Genomic DNA, 21536 nt, shown 5'->3' with positions numbered 1-21536 from the left:
CATAGATCTACTGGGATTGCAGCTTCCATTCTCAAAAACTCGCATTTTTTTCGGCACTTGTATCGCAGTGGCAGTCGGTCACCTCTGGCGGGTTTTGGCTTCGATATGCAGCAATCTCAGTGGGATTCAAAAGGCTGATTGTTAGCAAAACAGATTCCTGTTGAGGAAGTCTTGATCCTATCCCTCTCATGTTGAACTCATGATAATTCAGGTGCGTACCACGCACCAAACTGGTGCCGTAGGAGGTTTCCGTAAGTGAGTCGTAATAATTTTGTAGATCGACCGGTAAGTGTCGGGGGATTGATAGAGTGTATGAGCTTATACTGTTATCATTTGGATTTTGAATAAGTCTCACAATCCGCCTCATGACATCTCCTCTAGCCATGACGCTGAAAATATTAAATGTCGGCACATTACTTATTTCATTGACTCCATTGTAGTGTTGTGCAAGATTTGTGATGTTCAACATATGTCGATGCATAGTTGCAAAGCCGAAGGATAATCGCCTACCTTCGTTATCCATTCCGTAGACTGAAAACGCTATCCCGCTTTCAATATTGGAGTCTTGGAAGTCCATAATGACCGTACTTTCCTGTGAATGGGGTTGATAAAGCCGAGCTAGTGGGGAGATCCGACTCCGGTTCGTGGAAGATAATCCTCGTTGGAGTGAATTAGCCAATGGGCGAGTGAGGAAATGGATCAGAGAAGCCAGTGAGGTTGGGACTTGGTCAGCCGGGAATTCTTCGGTCGCCCATTTTGACTCATGTTCCACACTGTACATGTATATTTTTCGATTATTGTTGTCAGCCCGGAAATAAACAGCATCTTGCAAATAAACATAATAGGCGACCGCCTGGGAAGATGTTAAAAACAAAACAAGCAGGACAGAGAGAATAAAACAGAAGGAGGAAGGGAATAATATTGATACGGAAAAAACGGATGGTTCCTTAATCGCAGCCACTTTAATAGCCCTTGTTCGATGACTTACTGTTTGAATAGTGTTTCGGTAAAGTTAGACTGTTGCGCATGGTTTTCAAATTATATTTGATTTGAGGATACTGGGTCTAACCTGATCTAAGCGGATAACTGAGCTGATCCAGCATGAGGGCTTCCAGACGGTTCCGTTGCAAACAGACATTGATTTCTGGAGGTGCTACCCTGTAGTCAGTCATTGCAGTTTAGTTGAGCTTTCCATCATGGACTTCTCCGGTCGTCACTATCCCAAAGATCTCATCCTCCAAACCGTCCGCTGGTATCTGCGGTACAACTTGAGGCAGAGCATCGCAAGCGCCGCAAAGTCTCCGGTACTTCCTGGCGGATGGACGAGACCTACGGGCGAGTGGGTTTATCTCTACAGAGCTGTCGATACGGAGGGTGATACCGTGGACTTCCTGCTCACCAAGAAGCGGGACAAGAAGGCCGGTGAACCCGGCATTGAGATCCGCCAGATCAAATACCTGAACAACTTGGTGGAACAGGATCACCGGGGAGTCAAACGACGCACGAAGCCGATGCTGGGATTCCAAAGTTTCAAGACCGCCTGGAGAACCCTGAAGGGCGTGGAGCAGTGTCATATGATCCATAAGGGGCAGTACGACAAAACCGAATCAACCAATGACTGGGAATACTTTTATTCTCTGGCAGACTAATTGTGCCTGGAGGATGGGCTCTTATGATCTATCAAAAACTTTGCAGCGGAACCAAAAAATTTATCAGCTGGCACGAGCTTTAGAGGTAACGCCAAGGGATTTTTTTGATTCGGTTCAAAAGTAAGCACTTAGCCACCCTACAGAACGGTCAGCCTTGCAAACAAACAGACAATAGCAGGCCCATTGTGAGCAGTAATAAAAATCGCGTTGTTTTTTTCGACCTTGAATACTATGTTCCTGAAGACTTACGCCAGAATAAAGGGCTGGCGTACAACCCCTGGCGTAAGGACAATTTGTTCCTGGGAGGGTGCTTTTTGAATGCATCAGCGGCAACCGACCTGCACGATGCCTTCGATGATTTCTCCATAAAGGTAGACTCTTTCTGGCTCTGGAATTACCCGTCAGAGTCAGACCTGGTCTACTCCGTTTACCGCTACCTCCTCGATATTTTTCATGATGTTCAGTCCAGAGGAGACGATAGAATATCGCCTCTGCTTTGCGGCGTTGGCATCACTCATTCGGACTGGCCTGTGCTACTGGATCTGTTCAGAAAGCATAGAATCCTGGATAACGCTGAAGCCTTTGAGTTTCAACAACAGTTTCGCTCGCTTGACTTGTCTCAACTGGTTGTTGGTTTTTGCAACAATGCCACCAACTTCCTGTACCCCAAGCCCAAAAATACCATTTTCGGCAAGTATACCCCTGACATTCAATTTGCCAGCGGGAAGGAGGTATGGGACCTTTATGACCAGCAAAAGCACCTGACCATTGAAAAGCGAGTTATCGAAGAAATTGCCTGCACTCATGAAAGCTATGTCAGTATTCTGGAGGACATCCGCTATCTGAAAAGCCTGGAGCGGGCTGACAAAGCACTGAAGAGCAAATATTCAGCATGAATTGGTACAACCGACATTCACCACCCAGCATGACATTTTCCTAATACCTGCTATCTATTATCAGATAAGCAAATATCAAGAAGCCTTGTTATGCCTCCTATTCAATACCGCTCTCAGGTCATGGATCATCTCGGTCTAGTGGCTGGAATGTGCAAAGAGCTGGGCATTGCCGACCATATCGACAGGCGCGCGCCCAAAGTATCTGACGAATGGAACATCTCCCACGGTGAGGCCGTTGTCGCGATGATTATCAATGGCCTCGGCTTTACGGGGCAGTCTCTCCACATGTTCCCTCAGTTCTTCTCCAATAAACCCCTCGATAAACTGATCAGAGAGGGGATTGAGCCCGAACACATAAACGACAAAGTTCTTGGAAGAGCACTGGATGAACTGTTTGAACTGGGTGTCAGTAAAGTCTATTTTGAGCTGGCTATCAAGGTGGCTACGCATCTCAAATTGCCATGTGATGCACTCAACCTTGATGGCACAGGATTTCACGTCGATGGCCGTTATAACAGCGAGGAGGAAGTCAGTGACGAAGACCTCAATTGCATCAGGCTTTGCAAGGGCTACAGCCGAGATCATCGTCCTGACCTGAACCAGGCCATATTGCTCCTGCTGACCGAAAACCGGGCAGGCATTCCGATGTTTATGAAAGCAGCCAGCGGTAATGTGACGGACAAGACCAGTTTCAAACAAGTGGTTTCTGAGCATATAAAGAGCTTCAAAGCGGCACTGAATGCCCGTTACTTCATCGGTGATGCCGCATTGTATGTGGCTGAAACCGTTCAGGAACTGAGTCAGCAGGATCAGTTGTTTATCTCCAGAGTTCCTCTCAACATTGGTGCAGCCAAAGAACTGGTTCAAAGTGCGCCATTGCGCTCAATGGTTGAGGTTGAAGGGTTTGAGCATTACGAATCTGTAGAGACTCTGTCTGACTATGCAGGTGTCGTACAACGTTGGGTACTGTTTCGAAATAATCAAAGCCAGAAAACAGAACAGAAGACACTGACAAGGCGTATGCAGAAAAAGTCCCTGAAGGAATTCAAGGAACTTGAGAAATTGGGCAAGAAGCCATTCTGTTGCGAATCGGATGCCATGGAAGCTTTCAAGCTATGGCAAAAACAGTCCGTATACTGCCAGGCTGAACCTGAGATCATCGAGAGTCCCTGCTATAAAACCAAAGGCCGTCCTGCTGATGGGACAGTTCCCGACCACTATGAATATTATGTGACAGGCTCCTGCGCGGTTGCTGTACAGACTCGTCGTGATGCAGAAGCATCGTTGGGTTGTTTTGTTCTGGCAACCAACGATACAGATACAGCCCGGCTTGACGCTGGCGAACTACTGAGGACGTATAAATCCCAGCAGCAGGTTGAGAGAGGTTTTCGCTTCCTGAAGAGCCCTGATTTTCTGGTGTCTTCACTGTATCTCAAAAAACCTGAGCGTATTGAGGCCCTGTTAATGGTGATGACACTCTGCCTTATGGTCTATGCTGCAATTCAGCATCGAATCCGCTATGAACTGAAAAGGCAGAGCCGAACGTTCCCGGACATGAAGAAGAAACCAGCCCAGAACCCAACGGGCAGATGGGTTTTCCTGTGCTTTGATGGGATTCATGTGCTGTCGGTTAACGGGACGGAGAAACACATGGTTGGAATATCGGAGAGGCAATCGACGATCATTTTTATTTTGGGCTCAACGTACCAAGAAATTTATTCCTGAATAGGGTGGTGAATGACGGGTACAACAGACTTTCAGGGGTAGTGTAAATCAGATGGGTGAAAGTCTCATATTGACTGGTACTATCATTCTGTCTTCTGCGAAGGGAACGGGATGACATTATTTACTCCTGTTTTCGTAACCTTACAGCAATAAGTCACTGCCAGCAGCTTCCAACCATTGTCGAACAGCTTGCTCTGGATTAATGACCTAAGAGTCAGAATCCCTTGACCTCCCGGAAGTCGCCAACGCATGCCCGAGCACTTCATACGCTGCGTAACCAAGGTTTTGCAAGCAGCCTCAATGACTCCCGAACCTATCGGCAGATTCTGTGACAAGTGTTCAGCGTATTGCATACGAGCGCGATTGTTCCTGAAATATTCCAGCTCTGTTTTCAGCTTTGATCGTCGAGGATGTCGCTTGTACTGGTAGACCAGTGCCTTGATCACTCTCTCAACCCCTTCAGACTCTTCCTTTAGAATGTGGCGATAGGTGGTGAATTTTTCTTTGGATTTAGCACTGTTTTCTCCATAGGACAGATCAAATGCCTTCTTCAGGTGTTCTGCAGCATGGTAAAAGTCTACGATCTCATGGCCTTCCGGGAGTTCATTGGCAAGGAAAGTCCAGTTGTCTTTCGCTCCGTCTGCCACTTTGACCAGAGTCAGGTCAGGCTTTTGCCGAAGGGCTTCATCCAGGAGTTCAGAGAGTGAGTTCTTCAAAGTTACTTTTTTACTTTCGGGCATACGCCCGATTCTGACAGTTGACAGGCGCTCACCCTGAATATCGTAAAACGACAATGTTCCACAACTGGCCTCCTGGCAACCGGCTGGACCACGGGTTCGCTTACCGTCACTTTTATTTTGTTCGCGTTTTTCCTTACGCTTGCCGTCTTTCATTGGCAGCATAACACCGTCGAGGGACGCTGCCACAGTCACCGCCTTTTCTGGAACTTTAACGCTTTCCCAGAGGATACCCTCAAAGGCTTCCCTGTTTGGCTCCCATTGATTGTTAAACTTCTTCGGGAGTCGAGCCAGAGAACTTTCCGAAGGCGACATATTGCCCATCAGATCAAGCAGGTTCTTCACGTCGCCCGGTGGCATTTGAGCGACCATCCAGACAGCTTGCTTTGCCGCCCTTGGTGTCCAGTATCCCTCGACAATACCCGCCCGGAGTTCCAGCGGGACGATGCAGCGATCCTGACCGTTGCGGTAGAGCGTTCGTGGAACTTTGATAGAACCGGCAACAGTCTGATAGGTTTCTGAACTTCGCAATACTCGATGGTAACAGGTGCCGTTGACTTCAATGACCGGGGTGTCAACATCAAGTCCGGATAAGTCTTCTTCCAGAACACCTCGCTCTGCCTGAGCAAAAAGCTTGTGAACTTCACCTTCATAGTCTTCAAAGTGTTGAATGGGGTCGTACTGTTCGCGCAGAGCTGCCAGTTTATGATCAAGCTGCTGAATTGCATGACAGGAAGAATTGGCGACTTCAGTCAGTGGCTGACATACTTCCATCGGGGCGGCCTCTCACTAATATGGTGTCGTTTTATCAGTAAACATCATAGCGGTGTTTGGCCGTTACCCTTGCTGGGCAGGGAAATTTGTTGCTACTGCATACTTATTGGGCTGTAGACCCTGAAAAGAGAGTCAATATGAGACTTTCACCCAATCAGATGATTGAAGTGTTTAGCAGCACTGGGTAATCAATTAACGCCGTTTTTGCTGTCATAGGCTTAAACCTGGTTAAAGACAAAGAAGAAATATTCATGACCGTGTTTTCGGTTACCCTGCCACTGATTATTATCGATGGGCTTATTCAACTCATGATCCGATTCCGGTCCTCTACAGGAGGGCTTTCACTCTGTAAGTTCATGCTCATGCCGAGCGTACCCAATAAACAGTTATGGTTAGTTGGCTTATATAATTTCCAAACAGCCTCTTGGTTGTTTAAACATCAAGGTGACTGTCGCCACCATAATCGAACTTTTCTCAAGCCATTGCGATGACTGTAAGGAATTAGGCCGTGTGCTTCAGTGTACAAAGAGGCTTCAACTACCTCTTATTCGGACAAATAAATCCGTCTTTGACTACAAGCCTGAATAAATACCGGATCATGACTGACGATCAGGAAAGTACAGCCTGAGCTTTGTAACTCAAGGATATATTCAACTAACTGTTCCCGTTGCTCTTCACCAATACCTGCCGATGGTTCGTCCAAAAGAAGCAGGCTTGGCTCCATTGTAATAACAGAACCGAGATTGATCACTTTGCGTTGCTGGTAATCTCCATCCAGAGGATTTTTATCCAGACATTTATCAAGCTTCAGAAAACCTCCAACCTTTTTTACCAGAGCTTTTATGTCTTCCTTTCTTTTTCCTGTTTTTTCTGGCCCGTAAGCAAGCTCCTCCCTGATGGTGGCGGAAAAAATCTGCTGCTCCGGCTGCTGAAAAACAAAACCAATATCATGAGCTCTTTCCCAGGGCTGGTCGTTGCAAATCGACCTGCCCTGAAACTTTATATCACCACTGTTGGGTTGCAGGTGACCCTGAATCAGGTTAAGCAAAGTCGATTTACCTGAGCCATTTTCTCCACAAATAGCAACCACTTCGCCTTTCTTTATAGAAAATGATAGGTCTTCCAGTAAAGCAGGCTGCTCGGGATAGTGGAAGCTGAGTTTATCAACCTCAAGCAAAGGCTTACTGTCTGAATCTTTAGCGTTTGGCTTCAAAGCACTCGTTTTTTTAAAAGCGCCAGCCTCTGCTTCTATTGTGCTTTCTGTCAATATCCCTTCTTCGAGACTGAATCGTTTATTGACCCAGGCACTATAAATTTCTGCATTAGAACTGAGATAAACAACGGTCATATTTTTCTGAAGACGTAACCAGCCTGCAAGCCTTTTGATGGCTCCCGGAGATAACTGGCTAAATGGTTCCTGCAGTATCAGTAATTCAGGCTTCATCATCAGAACAGAGGCGAGTAACAGCCTCTGTTGCTCACCACCGGATAAGGAAAACGGATCCTGATCCAGCAACTCTCTCAGCTCAAAAGTATCCACTAACGAGTCCATCGAGCGTAAAATCTCCGGTGCTGGCAGCCCTATGTTTTCAGCACCAAAAACCAATTCATCCCGAACAGAAAAACAACAGCCACTCAACTGCTCTGAAGGTCCACCCTGAAGCAGAGCTACACTGCCTGGCTCAGGGCTCGCCCGGTTTTTCCATTGAACAGTGCCGCTGATTGTTCCATTTAAATGCTGTTGCCCTAACCCGGATAAAATAACGGCTAACGCAGAAAGCGTCGGCAGATCATGGCTATGAATAAAAACATGCTCCCCTTGATTCAGAGAAAGATCAATACGATTGATAAGCTGTCGCTGTTCAAAAGGACAGCTATAAGACAGTGACTTGCAGTGCAGAAGCATAGTGTTTAGATAAACCGGATTAAAACAAATCGTATAAAGAGTTGGGTGACTGCAAAGGTAAGCAGAACATAACGCCCTGCCCTCTCAGCCGGACGATCTGCACAGGGAAAACAAACGGTTCTTTGCCCTGAATATCTAAACCCCCGACTATCCAGTGCCACTGCTCGCTGATGTATATCGGACAAAGCACAAGTAATAACAGGAAAAATCAAACCGAGCGAAGACGACAATCTGGCTAAAATCGTTCCGCCCGGGTTATGCCCCCGGGCCTTCTGTGCTTTTCTGACAGACTTGATCAGACTGTTAATACGGGCAACCAACAACAGCGGACTAACCAGAAGATAAGCCGCTCTGGTCGAATAACCAGCTTGCCCCATCGCTGCCATCAAACGTGAGGCTGGTGTCAAATCAACAAACAACAGCCCCCCAGCAATTAACAGTGAAACCCTGATTCCTATTTTTCCTCCCTGAATGATTCCTGAATAATCTGCCGCTGAAAATAGAGAGTTACCGGGGATAATCCAGCCATGAAACAGTAGCAAAGAAAACATCATCGGTAAGGTCAGCCACAAGGCTAGCTTGAGCAGACGGACATTGCGCCTGGAACGTTGCAGCAGGATAAGAGTTAACAGCGACATTAGAATAACCTGCCCCATGAGAGGCAGGGTAAATGTAGACACTACAACCCATAGAAATAAAGTCAGGCAAGTGAATGGGTGCATAGCAGTATCAGGCATTTGGTTTTAAAAGGGTGTATCCCGAAAAACTACAGATAAGACGCTCAGGCAGGCGTTGGATAATCAGGGAAACCACCACGGCACTGATAACTTTATCAGCAATATTTCCAGTAATAACAGAAACCAAAACGGCACTGAATAGTTCCCGGCCTGTCATCATGAGATACCCCGTCAGAAAATCAATACCACTCCCTGTAACACCACCAAATACGTAAGTCCGGATTGGCACCGCAATAAACGCGAGAGCAATAGAAATCAAAACACCACTGATAGCGGCTCTTACCGGGTTACGGAAACCGCCGCGTTGAGCCAGTAGTCCAGCCGTTAAGCCAATCATCATCGCAACTGGCGTAAAGAAAATCACAGTAGGTGCCCCAAGCAAGCCCCACATCAGGTTTGTCAGCCCTCCTGTGATCATAGCTAGCAATGGGCCACCCAAAATAGCGGTCAGTATTGTACCGAGAGAGTCCAGAAAAATGGGTAACTGTAAACTGGAAGCAACCTGCCCCAGTGCCATATTAATAGCCACAGCCATTGGTACCAGAATCAGGGTCTGGGTATTTACTTTAGAGAACATTTCTTTGCCTCAGGAGTGAAGAGAAGAGGTTTTAACCACTAATTCGGGATACCCAGAAAGAGGACAGTCTTCCCTGACAAAAGTCAGATCAGGCATATGACCGATAACAAGTTCTGCTGTCGTATAAATTTTACAGCCTTCTAATAAATGACCGCCCAGAGTTTTCCCAGTTTTATCTGAGAAAGAGATGTGAAGGTGAGAGCCATAAATTCCAACCGTTCCTGAGAGCGAAACAATTTCAAATTTCCCGATAAAAGAAGATGGAACTCCCCGATTGGCTAGCCGGATAGTGGCATGCTGAAGGCTACCAACGACCGAAAGGATGCAACCAGCTTCAATTTTTTGATCGCGCAGGTAATTTTCCAAAGAAGACAATAAATCTTCGCCCGGAGTCAAGCGTATAACGTGATACTTCATGAGTTGTAAGTTCTCTACCGGAAAGAGCAGTTCAATAGTACTCAAAACGATTGGCAATCTCGCCAGATAAACCTGAACAGGTAATCTTTATTCAAGCCTAATCTATGCAGTATCAAATGTTATTGATACACATCAACGGCAGAGAAACTCTGTCGTACAAGCCATTTACCAATAGCTTGGAGCAGCAATACGAAGTGTTCAAAATAAAAGCAATTGGGTGAAAATCTCATATTGACAGTCTTTTCCGGACTTACAGCTCAAATAATACCTGCTATTGAGAATCATCCTCTTGGTGTGTAAGCCCTGATGCCTGGAGCATCCCGATAGTATCAGAGCCGGATTGATTAGAAGCGCGCTGTTTTGGATTATTCCGCAGTTTCGAATTCATGGCTGCTGGAACCGATATAGCAGAATTAGAGCTGAAATTGCCGAATAAAAGCGAACGTTCGGATAGTTTATTGGCAAAAGCGGCATAATAGAATTCAGAACCAATGACTTAACGGGTTCAGGCAAGTTTGCATTGTATGCCTGGCGGGTTTGGCTGCGCCGACGCTAAATATTTACCGAACGTTAATGTTTTAAGAACTCTAAACCTGAGCACCTTTATAGCCACTTTCTGCGAAACCCCTTCCACAAGCTTGTCAAACCCTTCCGGTTCAAAGGATATCTATAGAGTTAACTGACCTCCGGCATAGCCGGAGGCTTATCAGATTACGCCCTCTAAGGGCTTTTATTGCGCCCAAGGGCGCTTACCAGTCAAGATCATACTGATCTCTATTTCCATCATTCTTTTCTTGATCTCGGATGGTTCTTCCCTGTTTTAAGTGGGTAGTTTTCAACGATGTACGCCAGTGGGGTACAAGTCCAAGCCTCCAAGATGAAAGTAGATCGCTGTCTTATATCTTTCACGGTTTCGAAAGCCACAAGCCCGATTCTTCAAACTCTGAATCTTGCTGTTCACTCCCTCTGCTCGACCGTTATTAGCCTCAAGGACAATAGCGTTGATGATACCCCACAAGTGCTCTTTGACCGTTCTGGCAACTTCTTTTATGGGCTCAAGCCGACATCTCTGCGCCCAGCATAGCCACCTCTTCCAGGCCTTGATTGCCCAAGCTCTGGACTTGTAATTCCATAAGCTCATTGCCATTTGCCGGATGGCCCAGGCGCGAGCTGTTTTAAGTGTCGAGTTTCTCAGTGGTTCGAAGTTATCCCACTGCTCTTCAGACATGTTTTCAGGGTTAGTCAGCCAGTCGTAGCGAGTCCCCTTAAGCAGCTCTACACCTTGGTTTACAAGGGCTTTGTTCTCTTCTATCCGAACCTTGTTGACAGCTTTACCCAGAGACTGAGCAACGTGAAACTTATCAAATGCAATCTTCTGATCTGCGTCTGGAACATTCTCACTGACTGACTTGATGTAAGCCTTGGACATGTCCATCGTCACGCATTCGATCCCCTCTTTATGGTCATAGGGCAGTGTGTCAAAGTACTCGTTGAGACTGTCACTTTTACGGTCATCAGAAACGTGAATAACAACGCCTTGGTCGTGGTCAGTGACCACTGTGACGTATTCATGATGCTTTTGAAATGAGGTTTCATCAACAGCGATTCGTTTTGGTGGCTTAGCATCACGACGAGCCAGTCCTCTCTTCACTGCACGCTGCTGAATACCGTCTATGGCATTCCAACCAAGCTTCATTTGTCGTGCAACTGCCTTCGTAGTTGCCTCCTTTAGCCAGTCAATAACAAGGGCTTCAAACAGAGCTGTATATCGAGAGTCAGATTCAGCCCAGGGCACATTGATGGCTAACACCTTATGCTCAGGGCACTGGGTCCGTGGAACCCTGGCAACTAGAATAGTCTGAAACTGACAGGTATCCAGATGACGCCACTTCTGAGTGATGTGGTCGTAGCCAGAGCAGGGCTTATCGCAAACACTGCATTTGCAGGCCTTTTTACCATTGTGTTCAATGAATACCCGAACCTGTTGATCCTGTAATGACAATTCAACTTCAGAAACGAACCAAGGAGACTCAATACCCAGTATTTGAGAATAGAGTTGCTTATCACGCATCGGTGCATCCTTGCATTGAGTGCTTCAGAATATAATAAATCACCCACTCAAATTGAGGAAGAGCCTCTCGGATATATGCCCGAACCACTTCTTCATCAAGTCCTACTGTTGAGACAAAGTAACCTCTTGCCCAAAAATGCTCTCCGTTAAAGTTACGCTGCTTGCCTTTGAAATTTTTCGCAATCTCTATTGCACACTTTCCTTTCAGATATCCAACGACATGAGATACCGGATATTTGGGTGGAATACTGATGCACATGTGAACATGATCAGACATCAAATGCCCTTCGAGAATTTTGCAGCCTTTCCTTCTGGCAAGCTCATGAAATATTTCTCCGAGAAACTTTCTCAAATTCCCATAGATTACCTTTCGTCTTCTCTTTGGGATAAAGACAATATGGTACTTACAATCCCAACGCGTATGAGCCAAACTCTTGTAGTCTCTCATTGGTTTTACCTTCAATTTTCTTGGTCGGAAACTGAAGGTTAGCTACTGTCGCTACGGTTAAACCTATGAGAGTCTCCCCGGCATAGCCGGGGGTTTATCAGTGTTAATTAACATCATTGATTTAGATCAACTGTTTGACGGACTAATGCGATAACAATGTTCTTAGCTGATTCAGCTATTTTTTGGGAGAAAGGCCATGACACATTTTACAGATAATTTTGCTGCTCTGATCCAGAACGACAACAGCATCCGTGACCAGGACAAACTTCAGGTTATGCGGAATCTTGCCAAATTGAAAGAAACCAAAGTCAACATCCTGATTACAGGCGCAACCGGCAGTGGCAAGTCTTCCACGATCAATGCACTGTTTAATACCGACAAGGCCAGGGTTGGCCAGAGTGCAGATCCGGAAACGATGGACATTACCCGTTATGAAATGAATAACATAGTAATTTTTGACACGCCTGGACTGGGTGACGGCAAAGAAGCTGGGTAGTGGGGCAAACCTGTTATATTTCATGGATGTCAATGCCAAATTCGATTTTGTTGATCAACAGGCCAACCTGAATTCAAGTCATAAGTGCATAACCCATGACTTTTCTTGCATCTATTCCAGTTGACTCTTTAAATGCCTCATAAGGAGTCTTGTAGCCCAGGCACTTTCTTGGCCTGTTGTTCAGCTTATCCACTGCAATGATGACATCTTTTTCTGTCACGCCATTAAGCTCCATCGACTTGGGGAAATACTGCCTTAGCAAACCATTAGCATTCTCATTCTGGCCTCTTTCCCAAGAATGGTAGGGGGCAGCAAAGTAGCTGTCACATTTTAAAGCTTTGGCAATTGATTCATGCTGAACAAACTCCTTTCCATTGTCGTATGTTATTGTCTTTACAAACCTTTTCAGAGGCTTGAGTACGTCAATTATTCCCTGTTTAACCGCTTTTGCCTTCTTGCCTGGTAGAGGGACAGCAAGGCGAAGCTTGGTTTTTCGTTCATCTAATGTAGCGATGGCTCCTTTATGATTTTTACCTATTACAGTATCAGCTTCCCAGTCACCAACTCGCTCTCTGTTGTTGACCACTTCGGGGCGTTCTTCAATGCCAACCCGATTTGGTATACCGGTTCGGTTATGAGCTGAACCGTATCGCTTTCGATAAGTTTTTTTCTGGTGCCTCAAGTGCTTATAGAGCGAGCCTCCGCGCCGTTTATCATCCGCTACAAATTGATAAATCGTCTCATGATGCAGCTTGATTACACCGTCCTTTTCAAGCCTTCCAGCCACTTGTTCAGGACTCCAATCTGAACGGATATCGTTTGAAATACGTTGTTTAATGTCGTCTGTCAGCTTAATAGCTTTTGGCTTATCTTTGTGCCGCTGCCGAGCTGTGCGATTAGCCTGTTGGTGCCTGTACCCTCTTTGCCCTTTATTGCGGTTTACTTCTCGCGACACGGTAGGCTGTGAACGGCCAAGCTTTTTAGCAATTTTGTTTTGTGAAGTCCCATTTTTGAGTTCAGTTTCGATATAATATCTCTCTTCAGAGCTCAGGTGTGTATAGGCCATCCTTGGCTTCCTCTGTATGGTTTGGTTGCTTTACAGAATACCCCTGAGTTCTGATTCACTTCAAAGGTTCTGAAACAATCCTCTGGTTACAGAGGTTATGCACTTATGATACGAATTCAGGCAATAACAATATCGTGCATTTGTTCTAACTTTGAAAAGCATATTGTCTTTCTGGCCAGACGCTTAATCCAAGTTCTAAAATTCAGGTTTTTACGTTCAACTTTCTGAGTATTTTCTTTTCCGATGATGTGTCTGCTTTCGTCGAGATTACGTTCATAGGCTCCCCAATCATCAGTATAAAATTTCTTGATACCAAATGGTTCAAGAAGCTCTTTTAGTTTTTTGAAAACCTCATCCTTTCGTTTCCCAAAAACGTAAGCCAAAACAGTATTGGTCGCATGATCAACTGCATGCCAAAGCCAACGCTGGTTACTTTTTTCAAACACATACGACCACTGTTCATCTATCTCGGCCTCTTGGCAGGCGCGGCCTACGTGAATCACAGCACCCGTTCCAAGATCCATTTTCTGAATATTTGGATTAACTTGAACTAAGCCTTTCTCTTTTTTTTAATGTGTTTATTACTGTTTTTTTATTGATTCCCAAAACCCTGCTTGTATCCCTGATGCCGCCACCATTAATTGCCATATCGACGACTTTTTCTTTAACGCCTGGCTCATAAGCTTTGTACCGGTACTCAAGCATAAAGGACTTGGTTTCACATTCAGCATTACAGCAAAAGTAGCGAGGAACATTATGAGCACTGTAGCCAAAGCTTTTAACGTCATTACCGCCACATTTAGGGCAGTGAACTGGTGTGGAGCACATTTTCATATCGCTCTATGATAAATACGGCATACGCCGTATTTTAGCAAACAACTACAAAATATCAGGTTTGCCCCACTACCAGAAGCTGATCGTCGGCATGCCAAAAACATTACTCAGAAGCTCTATGAAAAAGACGCTGAAGGTAATGCGCTGATTGACCTGGTGCTGGTAATCCTGGATGGCAGCAGCCGTGATCTGGGAACGTCATTCCAGCTAATCAATGAGGTAATTATCCCCAGCCTTGGTAATGACAAATCCCGCCTGCTGGTTGCCATCAACCAAGCTGACGTAGCCATGAAAGGGCGTCACTGGAATTATGAGGCCAATGAGCCTGAAACGCCTCTGATTGATTTTTTGAACGACAAAGTTATTTCAACCCGAAACCGCATTCGTGAGGCAACCGGCGTTGATATTGAGCCCATTTATTATGCGGCTGGCTACAAAGATGAGGATGATGAACAGCTGCCCTGGAATCTGTCCAAGCTCCTGGCGTTTATGTTGCGCCATACAAAGCCCGAGAAACGAGCTCCCTACATTGGCGACCTTAATAATGATAAGAAAATGTGGGAGCGCGATGAAAACCTGGAGAAGCATAGAGAAGAAATCCAGCAGTCACTTTGGGAGTCTGTCACCAGAGCAGCGTCAGAAGGTGCAGATATTGGAGGCAAAATAGGTGAACTGGTTGCTGGCTCAGCAGGAAAGGCGATTGGCTCTGCCATTGGTGGTGTTGTTGGTGGCTTTATTGGTGGCGTAACGAGCTTCATAGGTGGAATCTTTGGATGACAACTTTCTGGCTTGAAATGAAACAGAACGAAAGCAGTTGCAGGTAACCGCCTGCAACAAGAACTATTCAGACAGGGACTCAAAATATGAATACTTACCGCTTCAGTGATATACAGTCAATTATTGCCAGCCGTGGGTTGTTGTACCCACTGGATGTGATGCTGGTTGGAGCAACTGGTACGGGTAAAAGCTCTACCCTGAATGCACTCTTTGGCTCGGAAGTTGCCAAAGTCGGCACCGGTGTCGATCCGGAAACCCAGAAAATCAGTTCGTCACGACTGCATGAATACCTGCGGTTTCATGATTCCGCCGGGCTTGGAGATGGAATAGAAGCCGATCGCCATCATGCAAAAAATATCACCTCACAGCTGTTGAGCACCTGTACCTGTAACAATGAGGATTATGGTTTCATAGACATGGCACTGGTAATCCTTGACGGGGGCAGTCGTGATTTGGGTACAGCCTTTGATCTGCTCGAAAGAGTTGTACTGGAATCAATTTCCGGCGACAGAGTTATTGTCGCTGTTAATCAGGCTGACATGGCAATGAAAGGCCGTTACTGGAACCATTCCACTGGCCGACCAGAGCCACGACTGGTTGATTTTCTGGAAAATCAGATGCTCAGTATTCAACAACGCCTGCTGGAAAGCACCAGCCAGCGTATTCCTAAGCCGGTCTATTACAGTGCCGCATATAACTACAATACTGATGCGCTGATGGATCATATTATTCGACACATGCCCAAAAAAAGGCGGCCTAAAATCTGATCACCCAGTTAAAGTGCCTGATGCGCTTTCTGGTTTAATTCAGAATATTTTTACAAGTATCGCTACAACAACCTCACAAGCTTGTAAAATACCCCCCGCCTTTCCAAAACAATCATAATGTTGAAGGAATCAACCGGGAGAGTGAGATGTCAGAAGAAAAAGCATTTAATAATATTCTGTTCGTTGCCTCGGGCATGTCTCCGCAAATCCTCACCGAAACACTGTATGCACTGATCCATCAGCCTGATCCGTTCATACCCGGTGAAATTCATATGGTAACAACCGTCGAAGGAGCTAAACGGGCTTCTGAGGGATTGCTGAACCGAGATTCAGGACACTTCTACCAGTTTTGTCAGGACTATGGACTTAATCCCGCAATATTCAACCAGGATCGAATTCATATTATTCAAGATCAGGACGGAAAACCGCTCAATGATATAAAAACACTGACAGACAATGAGGCAACAGCAGATACCATCACAACACTGATTCAGGAGTTTACTGCAGAACCTGAAACTCGTTTGCATGTATCTCTGGCGGGTGGGCGAAAAACCATGAGTTATTACACCGGTTATGCGCTGTCACTCTATGGCCGCAGGCAGGATCAGCTGTCCCACGTCCTGGTTTCCGAAGGTTACGAAAGCTGTCCGGATTTTTATTACCCAACACCTGTCAGTCGCATGGTAATTAACCGCAATGGTGAACGCTGTGATGCATCAGAAGCCGAGGTAACACTCGCCAATATTCCCTTTGTGCGTATGCGTGAGGATTTGCCGGATCGCTTTCTGGAAGGCAAGACGTGTTTCAGTGAAACAGTACGGATTATGGGCAAAGCCGATGCCCCCCTTTCAATGGTGATTGATGTTGACAACCGAAGACTTGAATTGTCCGGTTGCTCTATATCAATAAGTGAGTTGGAACTTGCCCTTATACTGATGTTTGCCCGGGATCTGAAAGATAGCGGTGACGAAGCTGGATTTACGCTGCCGACCAAAAATACGCCAAGTGCTGCTATCGGTCGGCCTTACCTGCGCAGTTTGTGTGAAATAAAAGGCGTAGATTATTGTCAGGACTGGTCAGTACTGGAGGGGCGTTTGCTGGATCAGGAGGTCAATCCGAGAACCATAAAAAGCCTTTCCCATGGTCGAATGCGCGACACATTCTACAGTCAGCGTCGCAATGAATTGATGAAGCTCTTCAGGCACGAGCTGGGTAAAAAGCTGGCAGAGGCTTATTTACCGCAGCGCGTCAATGACAACAGTGGCAACCATCAGCTACTTTTGAAAGCTGAAGACATCACCATCATTTCATAAGCCGTAACGAACAACTATAAAACGGTGCCTGAATTTATGATAAAAAACAAACGCCTGCCTGCACTGGAAGCGGGTTATCGCATTTCGACGCCCATGTTTCTTGGGGAAGCGTCGAGTGATCAATGTGCCGACAAAATACGCCCACCGTCCGTCAAGGGTGCTTTACGATTCTGGTGGCGAGCCCTTGCCTGGGGGCGGCTCTATACCGGAGATCACAACGAAACACTCAAAGAGCTACATAAAGAAGAAGGCGAACTCTTTGGTTATGCCGCTGGCGGCAGTGATAACAAAAGTGAAAACAAAGGCTGTCAGGCAGCATTCCGGCTTCGTGTACACAATGATAAAAGTGAAAAGGGCAGAGAGATTCTGACAGGCATTGATTATCTGTTGGGGCAAGGTATCACCAAGCGCAATGAAAAGATGCAATACCTTGCCAGCGGCGGGAGTTTTACGGTCAGCTGTTACCCAAACCAGACCATGACAGAAACTCAGCACCAGCAATTAGAAGAAGCCTTGTTGTGCCTGGGGTTGTTTGGCGGCCTCGGTGCCCGGTCAAGAAAAGGGCTTGGCAGTCTGTCAATCCACCATTTAACCGGTGGCTCCTATTCCGCCCCCCAAAATCGTGAAGAATACGGCTCGTTGGTGATGCATTTGCTAAAAAATGCAGAGCTGGCAAGACCTGAGCCACCATACTCTGCATTCTCCAGCCTTTCCAGAATCGACATTTCCTCTGTCGGAAGTGATGCCTTTCAACTTCTTCTCAGGTTAAATGACGAATTGCAGTTATACAGAAGCTGGGGAAAGGATGGTCGTATTTTAGGCAAAAAGGCGGAACAAAACTTCACTGAAGACCATCGTTGGGCTTACAGTGTGGCGAACAGCCATCCACCCGATTCTTTACCGGAAAGAACCGTCTTTGGGTTGCCTCATAATTACTACTTGAGTAAAGCCAGAACCAACAAAGTGGACATTAATACCGACAGCGGTCGGCGAGCCACACCTCTGTTTTGCCACATTCATCAATTTGAAAATGGCTCTGCCCTGCTGGTGCAAACCCTGTTGCAGGCAGAGTTTCTCCATAGCAAACAAACCGTGAAAGTCACCTGCAACCGGAAGAACACAAAAGTTCAGTCCACAGTCGACTGGTCAGTCATCCGCAAATTTATGGATCGCTTTGAACAGCGGGAGGTGATTTATGGCGAATAAGCATTTCCACATCACCCTCGGCCCGGTTCAGGGATTTGTTGCCCAGGCCCGTCGTACCCGTGATTTCTGGGCAGGCTCATTCCTGTTGTCGTGGCTGTCCGGTATCGCCATGAATGCCATAAAAAAGCAGAACGGGGACATCAAATTCCCGATTCCTGCGCGGGGGTATCTTGAGTGGCTGGAGGGTGAAGTCTCAGGACAGCAACCCCCTGAGCAGGGAGCCATTCCCAATCGTTTCACCGCCATAAGCACCAAAGTCCCCGCCGACTTTAAACCTGAAGTGGTCGAGGCAGCCATTCGGGCTGCGTGGCAGGCACTGGCGGAGGCGGTCTGGAAACAAGACCTGCAAGCCCTGGATATCGATCTGGCTGAAACCCGTAAAATCTGGGAACGCCAGATAGAAGGTTTCTGGGAAATAAGCTGGTGCCTGAGCGATGATGAAACAGCATCCAACCTTCTGGATCGCCGCAAGAACTGGCGTACCTGGCATCCTCCGGTAGAACCGGGCGTAAAATGCATGATGATGGACGGCTGGCAGGAACTGTCCGGAGCCGAACGCCCCGGCCGTGCTGGTCAGGGTGAAAGAACCTTCTGGAAAGCACTTCGAAAAAAAGTAGGTAAGGTTGACCTGCGACAGGGTGAAGAGCTTTGTGCCATTGCTTTTGTTAAACGACGCTTCCCCTATGTTTTTCCCCGGTTACAGGTGGCAATGCCCGACAACTGGGTTGCCCACGGCTGGAGAGTACCCGTTAATGTGCCTTCAGTGGGTTATCTGGCAGCAGCGCACTGGCTCGCCGACACCATTCGCAGTGCTGAAACGCCGGAACACTGGGATCAGATCTGGAGTCTTCATGATGCCTTGTCTGGCTTTGAAGCCAACAACAGCCACCATGCTGAAATACCCCGCTGTGTCCGTGATGCTGCCGGTCGTGACCCGGAAAAACGACAGTGGGTGCGCATGGACGGGCAATACCTGTTCGATTTTATTCTGCAAACCAAAGCACAACAGGAACCCGACTGGCAACAGCAGGTGGATGATGCACAACAATACCTGAAAAAAGTTCAGGGCATCACCAAAACCCGTCCCAGTCCGTTCTACGCCATTTTGCGCATGGACGGTGATTCTCTGGGGAGCCAAATGAGTGATCCCAAAAAACAGGAACCCATCAGTCAGGCACTGAATACGTTTACTGAAAAGGTTCCGGGTATTGTCAGTGAAAACAGCGGCTTTCTGGTATACGCCGGTGGTGACGATGTGCTGGCTCTGTTACCCATGGAAGACGCCATGAACTGCGCTCTGGCTCTGCGTAATGAGTATGCTGACTCCTTCAGGCAACACGGCAAAGGAATAGCCACCAGCACATTGTCGGGCGCTATTGAGTATTGCCATATCAAGTCGCCCCTGATGCAGGGGCTGTCGGATTCCCACACCCTGCTGGACGACATCGCTAAAGATTACTGCGGTCGAGATTCCCTGGCTATCCGGGTCTGGAAACCCGGGGGCAAACATCTGGAATGGAGCTGCCCGTGGGATAAAGCCGTTCAGGGTGACAAGCTGGTGATTGACCAGCTGGCGGACGATATCTGCCAGACTCTTCAGCAAGAGAAGCAGGATATTAACGGCTTTGCCTGGGGCTTTTTCCAAAAGGCTGAGCAACTGTTTAACTCGCTCGGGCTGGAACAGGAGAATGATCTTCTAGTAGAAGCAGAAGCTGTAATCTCCCTCCTGAAATCAATGTATTTGCAGACTGGCTTCGAGGCAAAAAACCAGACCGACGCCAGCCTACTGGCAGAGCAGTTAATTGAGCAGTGCAAACGTTACTACCGGATCACCGAAGATGAAAAACCAGAAGTCAGGCTTCGCAAAGGGTTGTCCGCAGACGCCCTGAAGCTGATGCGTTTTCTGGTGACCAAAGGACAGGATAAAGAGGGGCAGCGACTATGAGCCAGCGGTGGCGTTTAATCTTTACTCCGGTGGATACCTGGTTCTTCCGGGAGTCCCGCCCCCATGGTGCGGCAGGCGCTGACCGGCTGGAAAGCCTGTTCCCACCGCCAGTGCGTACTGTTGTCGGGGGCTATCCGTACCCGTATCGGGGAGTGCCTGAATACCGACTGGCAGGCTTTTCGCCGGGGCGAAGCATATTTCGGGGAAATCAGCATCAATAAACTGCTGGGTGATAGCAGTAGTACAGGTGAGTTGTCGTTTGGTGCACTGCAACTATTTTGTAAGGATCAACCGTTGTATCCCTGGCCAGCACTCTTGTTGGAAAAAAAAGTACTGGAAAAGAGAGAAGCGGCTCAGACGGAATACGTCAGGTTGGTTCCCGGCAAGCCGGTTGAGTGCGATCTGGGGCGGGTGCAGCTGCCTGAGCTGGAGCGTGTTTGTCCGGGAGCAAAAGTCCCTGACAATCAGTACCTGAGCCAGTCATTAATGCAGGACATTCTGAAGGGTAAAAAGCCGGAACACAATTCCTCTGGAATGACCCGCCGTGATGGCCTGTATTTACCGGAACCACGGCTGGGTATTGCCCGGAACGCCAATACCGGCACCGTAGAACAGGGAATGCTATACCAGACCAGTCACCTCCGTTTGAAGGAAGATGTTGCAGTCAGCATGGAGCTGGAAGGGCTGCCTGAATCTGTTGCCAGGCGGTTGCAGGAGGATATAGAAGCATCACCTTTTATCCGCTTTGGCGCAGAAGGCCGCATGGCCAGGGTCAGTATTGAGCCGGTTGAACAAACTGCCCTTCCGGAATGTCCCAAAGTCAGCGGCAATGAACAGGGGCTAATGCTCATGCTACTCACCGATGCCGACTTCGGTGATACCCGCAATGCACCTTTGCCGGGCTTCAATCCTGTAGAGAAAGAAAATGTAAAGCTCTGGCATGGCTCAATCCACGGTCTGGATATGGAGCTTCACTGCGTTATGGCAGGCAAACCGGTCCGCCGGGGCGGCTGGGACTTAAAAAAAGGCCAGCCCGGAGACATGAAAAGCTACGTACCGGCAGGCAGCTGTTATTTCGTTAAGCCACTGAACCATTCACTGACAGACCTGATGAGCCTGCATGGCAAAACCATCGGCCAGCAAACTGATTGGGGCTATGGGCTAATAGCCTGTGGACTCTGGAAAAAATAAGGAC

At 47.2% G+C, this 21536-nt stretch carries 21 protein-coding genes and 1 pseudogene; 11 read left to right on the top strand and 11 right to left on the bottom strand.

All coding sequences use genetic code 11. The annotated features are described in order from the left end of the window. Positions 1-31: 31 nt before the first annotated feature. Entirely contained in the window at positions 32-961 is a 930-nt protein-coding gene (locus NX722_RS06520) for a hypothetical protein (RefSeq protein WP_262567276.1), read from the bottom strand. Between the two features lie 235 nt (positions 962-1196). Here NX722_RS06520 and NX722_RS06515 point away from each other — a divergent pair. The 3 genes and pseudogenes from NX722_RS06515 (at position 1197) to NX722_RS06505 (ending at position 4270) form a co-directional block, all read left to right on the top strand. Next, positions 1197-1649: pseudogene (locus tag NX722_RS06515) on the top strand (IS6 family transposase). 185 nt (positions 1650-1834) lie between these two features. Beyond that, positions 1835-2545, top strand: coding sequence for a hypothetical protein (locus NX722_RS06510; protein WP_262567275.1), 711 nt, complete (start codon positions 1835-1837; stop codon positions 2543-2545). 90 nt (positions 2546-2635) lie between these two features. Then, the gene (locus NX722_RS06505) at positions 2636-4270 is read left to right on the top strand and encodes an IS1634 family transposase (protein WP_262563709.1); all 1635 of its coding nucleotides are present in this window, start codon (positions 2636-2638) and stop codon (positions 4268-4270) included. 83 nt (positions 4271-4353) lie between these two features. Here the strand turns inward: NX722_RS06505 and NX722_RS06500 are convergent, their stop codons facing one another. From NX722_RS06500 to tnpA, 7 genes are all read right to left on the bottom strand, one after another. Beyond that, on the bottom strand, positions 4354-5781 hold the full coding sequence (locus tag NX722_RS06500; RefSeq protein WP_262567274.1) for a hypothetical protein: 1428 nt from the start codon (positions 5779-5781) through the stop codon (positions 4354-4356). A 544-nt stretch (positions 5782-6325) separates the two neighbouring features. Beyond that, positions 6326-7687, bottom strand: coding sequence for an ATP-binding cassette domain-containing protein (locus NX722_RS06495; RefSeq protein ID WP_262567273.1), 1362 nt, complete (start codon positions 7685-7687; stop codon positions 6326-6328). Positions 7688-7692: 5 nt separating this feature from the next. After that, complete coding sequence (locus tag NX722_RS06490; protein WP_262567272.1) at positions 7693-8409, bottom strand: energy-coupling factor transporter transmembrane component T; 717 nt, start codon at positions 8407-8409, stop codon at positions 7693-7695. Positions 8410-8416: 7 nt separating this feature from the next. Further along, on the bottom strand, positions 8417-9001 hold the full coding sequence (locus NX722_RS06485) for a hypothetical protein (protein WP_262567271.1): 585 nt from the start codon (positions 8999-9001) through the stop codon (positions 8417-8419). Between the two features lie 9 nt (positions 9002-9010). Next, complete coding sequence (locus NX722_RS06480) at positions 9011-9463, bottom strand: PPC domain-containing DNA-binding protein (protein WP_262567270.1); 453 nt, start codon at positions 9461-9463, stop codon at positions 9011-9013. Positions 9464-10253: 790 nt separating this feature from the next. After that, positions 10254-11489, bottom strand: a complete 1236-nt coding sequence (locus NX722_RS06475) for an ISL3 family transposase (RefSeq protein WP_262563604.1) — start codon at positions 11487-11489, stop codon at positions 10254-10256. Further along, positions 11482-11937: an IS200/IS605 family transposase gene (tnpA, locus tag NX722_RS06470; protein WP_262567269.1), complete on the bottom strand. Its 456-nt coding sequence runs from the start codon at positions 11935-11937 to the stop codon at positions 11482-11484. Before tnpA ends, NX722_RS06475 begins: the two co-directional genes overlap by 8 nt. A 196-nt stretch (positions 11938-12133) precedes the next feature. Between tnpA and NX722_RS06465 the strand changes: the two genes are divergently transcribed. Further along, positions 12134-12433: an ATPase, T2SS/T4P/T4SS family gene (locus NX722_RS06465; protein ID WP_262567268.1), complete on the top strand. Its 300-nt coding sequence runs from the start codon at positions 12134-12136 to the stop codon at positions 12431-12433. 73 nt (positions 12434-12506) lie between these two features. Here NX722_RS06465 and NX722_RS06460 read toward each other — a convergent pair whose 3' ends face one another. The 3 genes from NX722_RS06460 to NX722_RS06450 all read right to left on the bottom strand — a co-directional run bounded on the left by NX722_RS06460 (position 12507) and on the right by NX722_RS06450 (position 14327). Beyond that, positions 12507-13499: an IS30 family transposase gene (locus NX722_RS06460; protein WP_262563592.1), complete on the bottom strand. Its 993-nt coding sequence runs from the start codon at positions 13497-13499 to the stop codon at positions 12507-12509. Positions 13500-13615: 116 nt separating this feature from the next. After that, a complete protein-coding gene (locus NX722_RS06455) occupies positions 13616-14023 on the bottom strand; it encodes an IS1 family transposase (protein ID WP_262567267.1) in 408 nt (135 codons plus the stop codon). 16 nt (positions 14024-14039) lie between these two features. Then, the gene (locus tag NX722_RS06450) at positions 14040-14327 is read right to left on the bottom strand and encodes an IS1-like element transposase (RefSeq protein ID WP_265442340.1); all 288 of its coding nucleotides are present in this window, start codon (positions 14325-14327) and stop codon (positions 14040-14042) included. 162 nt (positions 14328-14489) lie between these two features. On the opposite strand from NX722_RS06450, the gene NX722_RS06445 reads away from it, so the two are divergent. The 7 genes from NX722_RS06445 to NX722_RS06420 all read left to right on the top strand — a co-directional run bounded on the left by NX722_RS06445 (position 14490) and on the right by NX722_RS06420 (position 21532). Beyond that, positions 14490-15110, top strand: coding sequence for a GTPase family protein (locus NX722_RS06445; RefSeq protein WP_262567265.1), 621 nt, complete (start codon positions 14490-14492; stop codon positions 15108-15110). Between the two features lie 86 nt (positions 15111-15196). Continuing rightward, on the top strand, positions 15197-15877 hold the full coding sequence (locus NX722_RS06440) for a GTPase family protein (RefSeq protein WP_262567264.1): 681 nt from the start codon (positions 15197-15199) through the stop codon (positions 15875-15877). Between the two features lie 146 nt (positions 15878-16023). Beyond that, the gene (csm6, locus tag NX722_RS06435) at positions 16024-17190 is read left to right on the top strand and encodes a CRISPR-associated ring nuclease Csm6 (protein ID WP_262567263.1); all 1167 of its coding nucleotides are present in this window, start codon (positions 16024-16026) and stop codon (positions 17188-17190) included. A 36-nt stretch (positions 17191-17226) separates the two neighbouring features. Beyond that, complete coding sequence (gene cmr1, locus NX722_RS06430) at positions 17227-18396, top strand: type III-B CRISPR module RAMP protein Cmr1 (RefSeq protein WP_262567262.1); 1170 nt, start codon at positions 17227-17229, stop codon at positions 18394-18396. Continuing rightward, the gene (gene cas10, locus NX722_RS06425) at positions 18386-20341 is read left to right on the top strand and encodes a type III-B CRISPR-associated protein Cas10/Cmr2 (protein ID WP_262567261.1); all 1956 of its coding nucleotides are present in this window, start codon (positions 18386-18388) and stop codon (positions 20339-20341) included. Before cmr1 ends, cas10 begins: the two co-directional genes overlap by 11 nt. Then, a complete protein-coding gene (locus NX722_RS28795) occupies positions 20338-20562 on the top strand; it encodes a type III-B CRISPR module-associated Cmr3 family protein (RefSeq protein ID WP_407647963.1) in 225 nt (74 codons plus the stop codon). Before cas10 ends, NX722_RS28795 begins: the two co-directional genes overlap by 4 nt. Further along, a complete protein-coding gene (locus NX722_RS06420; protein WP_407647962.1) occupies positions 20462-21532 on the top strand; it encodes a type III-B CRISPR module-associated Cmr3 family protein in 1071 nt (356 codons plus the stop codon). The genes NX722_RS28795 and NX722_RS06420 overlap by 101 nt, the downstream gene beginning before the upstream one ends. Positions 21533-21536 lie beyond the last annotated feature (4 nt).

This window comes from Endozoicomonas gorgoniicola (genome assembly GCF_025562715.2).
In the GTDB taxonomy this organism is placed as follows: Bacteria; Pseudomonadota; Gammaproteobacteria; order Pseudomonadales; family Endozoicomonadaceae; genus Endozoicomonas_A; species Endozoicomonas_A gorgoniicola.
This window is presented reverse-complemented; position numbering and strand designations above follow the sequence as displayed.

Excerpts from the sequence above, each read along its gene's own strand:
- NX722_RS06505 (WP_262563709.1), top strand. The coding sequence starts at position 2,636 with ATGCCTCCTATTCAATACCGCTCTCAGGTCATGGATCATCTCGGTCTA.
- NX722_RS06500 (WP_262567274.1), bottom strand. The coding sequence starts at position 5,781 with ATGGAAGTATGTCAGCCACTGACTGAAGTCGCCAATTCTTCCTGTCAT.
- NX722_RS06495 (WP_262567273.1), bottom strand. The coding sequence starts at position 7,687 with ATGCTTCTGCACTGCAAGTCACTGTCTTATAGCTGTCCTTTTGAACAG.
- NX722_RS06490 (WP_262567272.1), bottom strand. The coding sequence starts at position 8,409 with ATGCACCCATTCACTTGCCTGACTTTATTTCTATGGGTTGTAGTGTCT.
- NX722_RS06485 (WP_262567271.1), bottom strand. The coding sequence starts at position 9,001 with ATGTTCTCTAAAGTAAATACCCAGACCCTGATTCTGGTACCAATGGCT.
- NX722_RS06475 (WP_262563604.1), bottom strand. The coding sequence starts at position 11,489 with ATGCGTGATAAGCAACTCTATTCTCAAATACTGGGTATTGAGTCTCCT.
- tnpA (WP_262567269.1), bottom strand. The coding sequence starts at position 11,937 with ATGAGAGACTACAAGAGTTTGGCTCATACGCGTTGGGATTGTAAGTAC.
- NX722_RS06465 (WP_262567268.1), top strand. The coding sequence starts at position 12,134 with ATGACACATTTTACAGATAATTTTGCTGCTCTGATCCAGAACGACAAC.
- NX722_RS06460 (WP_262563592.1), bottom strand. The coding sequence starts at position 13,499 with ATGGCCTATACACACCTGAGCTCTGAAGAGAGATATTATATCGAAACT.
- NX722_RS06455 (WP_262567267.1), bottom strand. The coding sequence starts at position 14,023 with ATGGATCTTGGAACGGGTGCTGTGATTCACGTAGGCCGCGCCTGCCAA.
- NX722_RS06450 (WP_265442340.1), bottom strand. The coding sequence starts at position 14,327 with ATGTGCTCCACACCAGTTCACTGCCCTAAATGTGGCGGTAATGACGTT.
- NX722_RS06440 (WP_262567264.1), top strand. The coding sequence starts at position 15,197 with ATGAATACTTACCGCTTCAGTGATATACAGTCAATTATTGCCAGCCGT.
- csm6 (WP_262567263.1), top strand. The coding sequence starts at position 16,024 with ATGTCAGAAGAAAAAGCATTTAATAATATTCTGTTCGTTGCCTCGGGC.
- cmr1 (WP_262567262.1), top strand. The coding sequence starts at position 17,227 with ATGATAAAAAACAAACGCCTGCCTGCACTGGAAGCGGGTTATCGCATT.
- cas10 (WP_262567261.1), top strand. The coding sequence starts at position 18,386 with ATGGCGAATAAGCATTTCCACATCACCCTCGGCCCGGTTCAGGGATTT.
- NX722_RS28795 (WP_407647963.1), top strand. The coding sequence starts at position 20,338 with ATGAGCCAGCGGTGGCGTTTAATCTTTACTCCGGTGGATACCTGGTTC.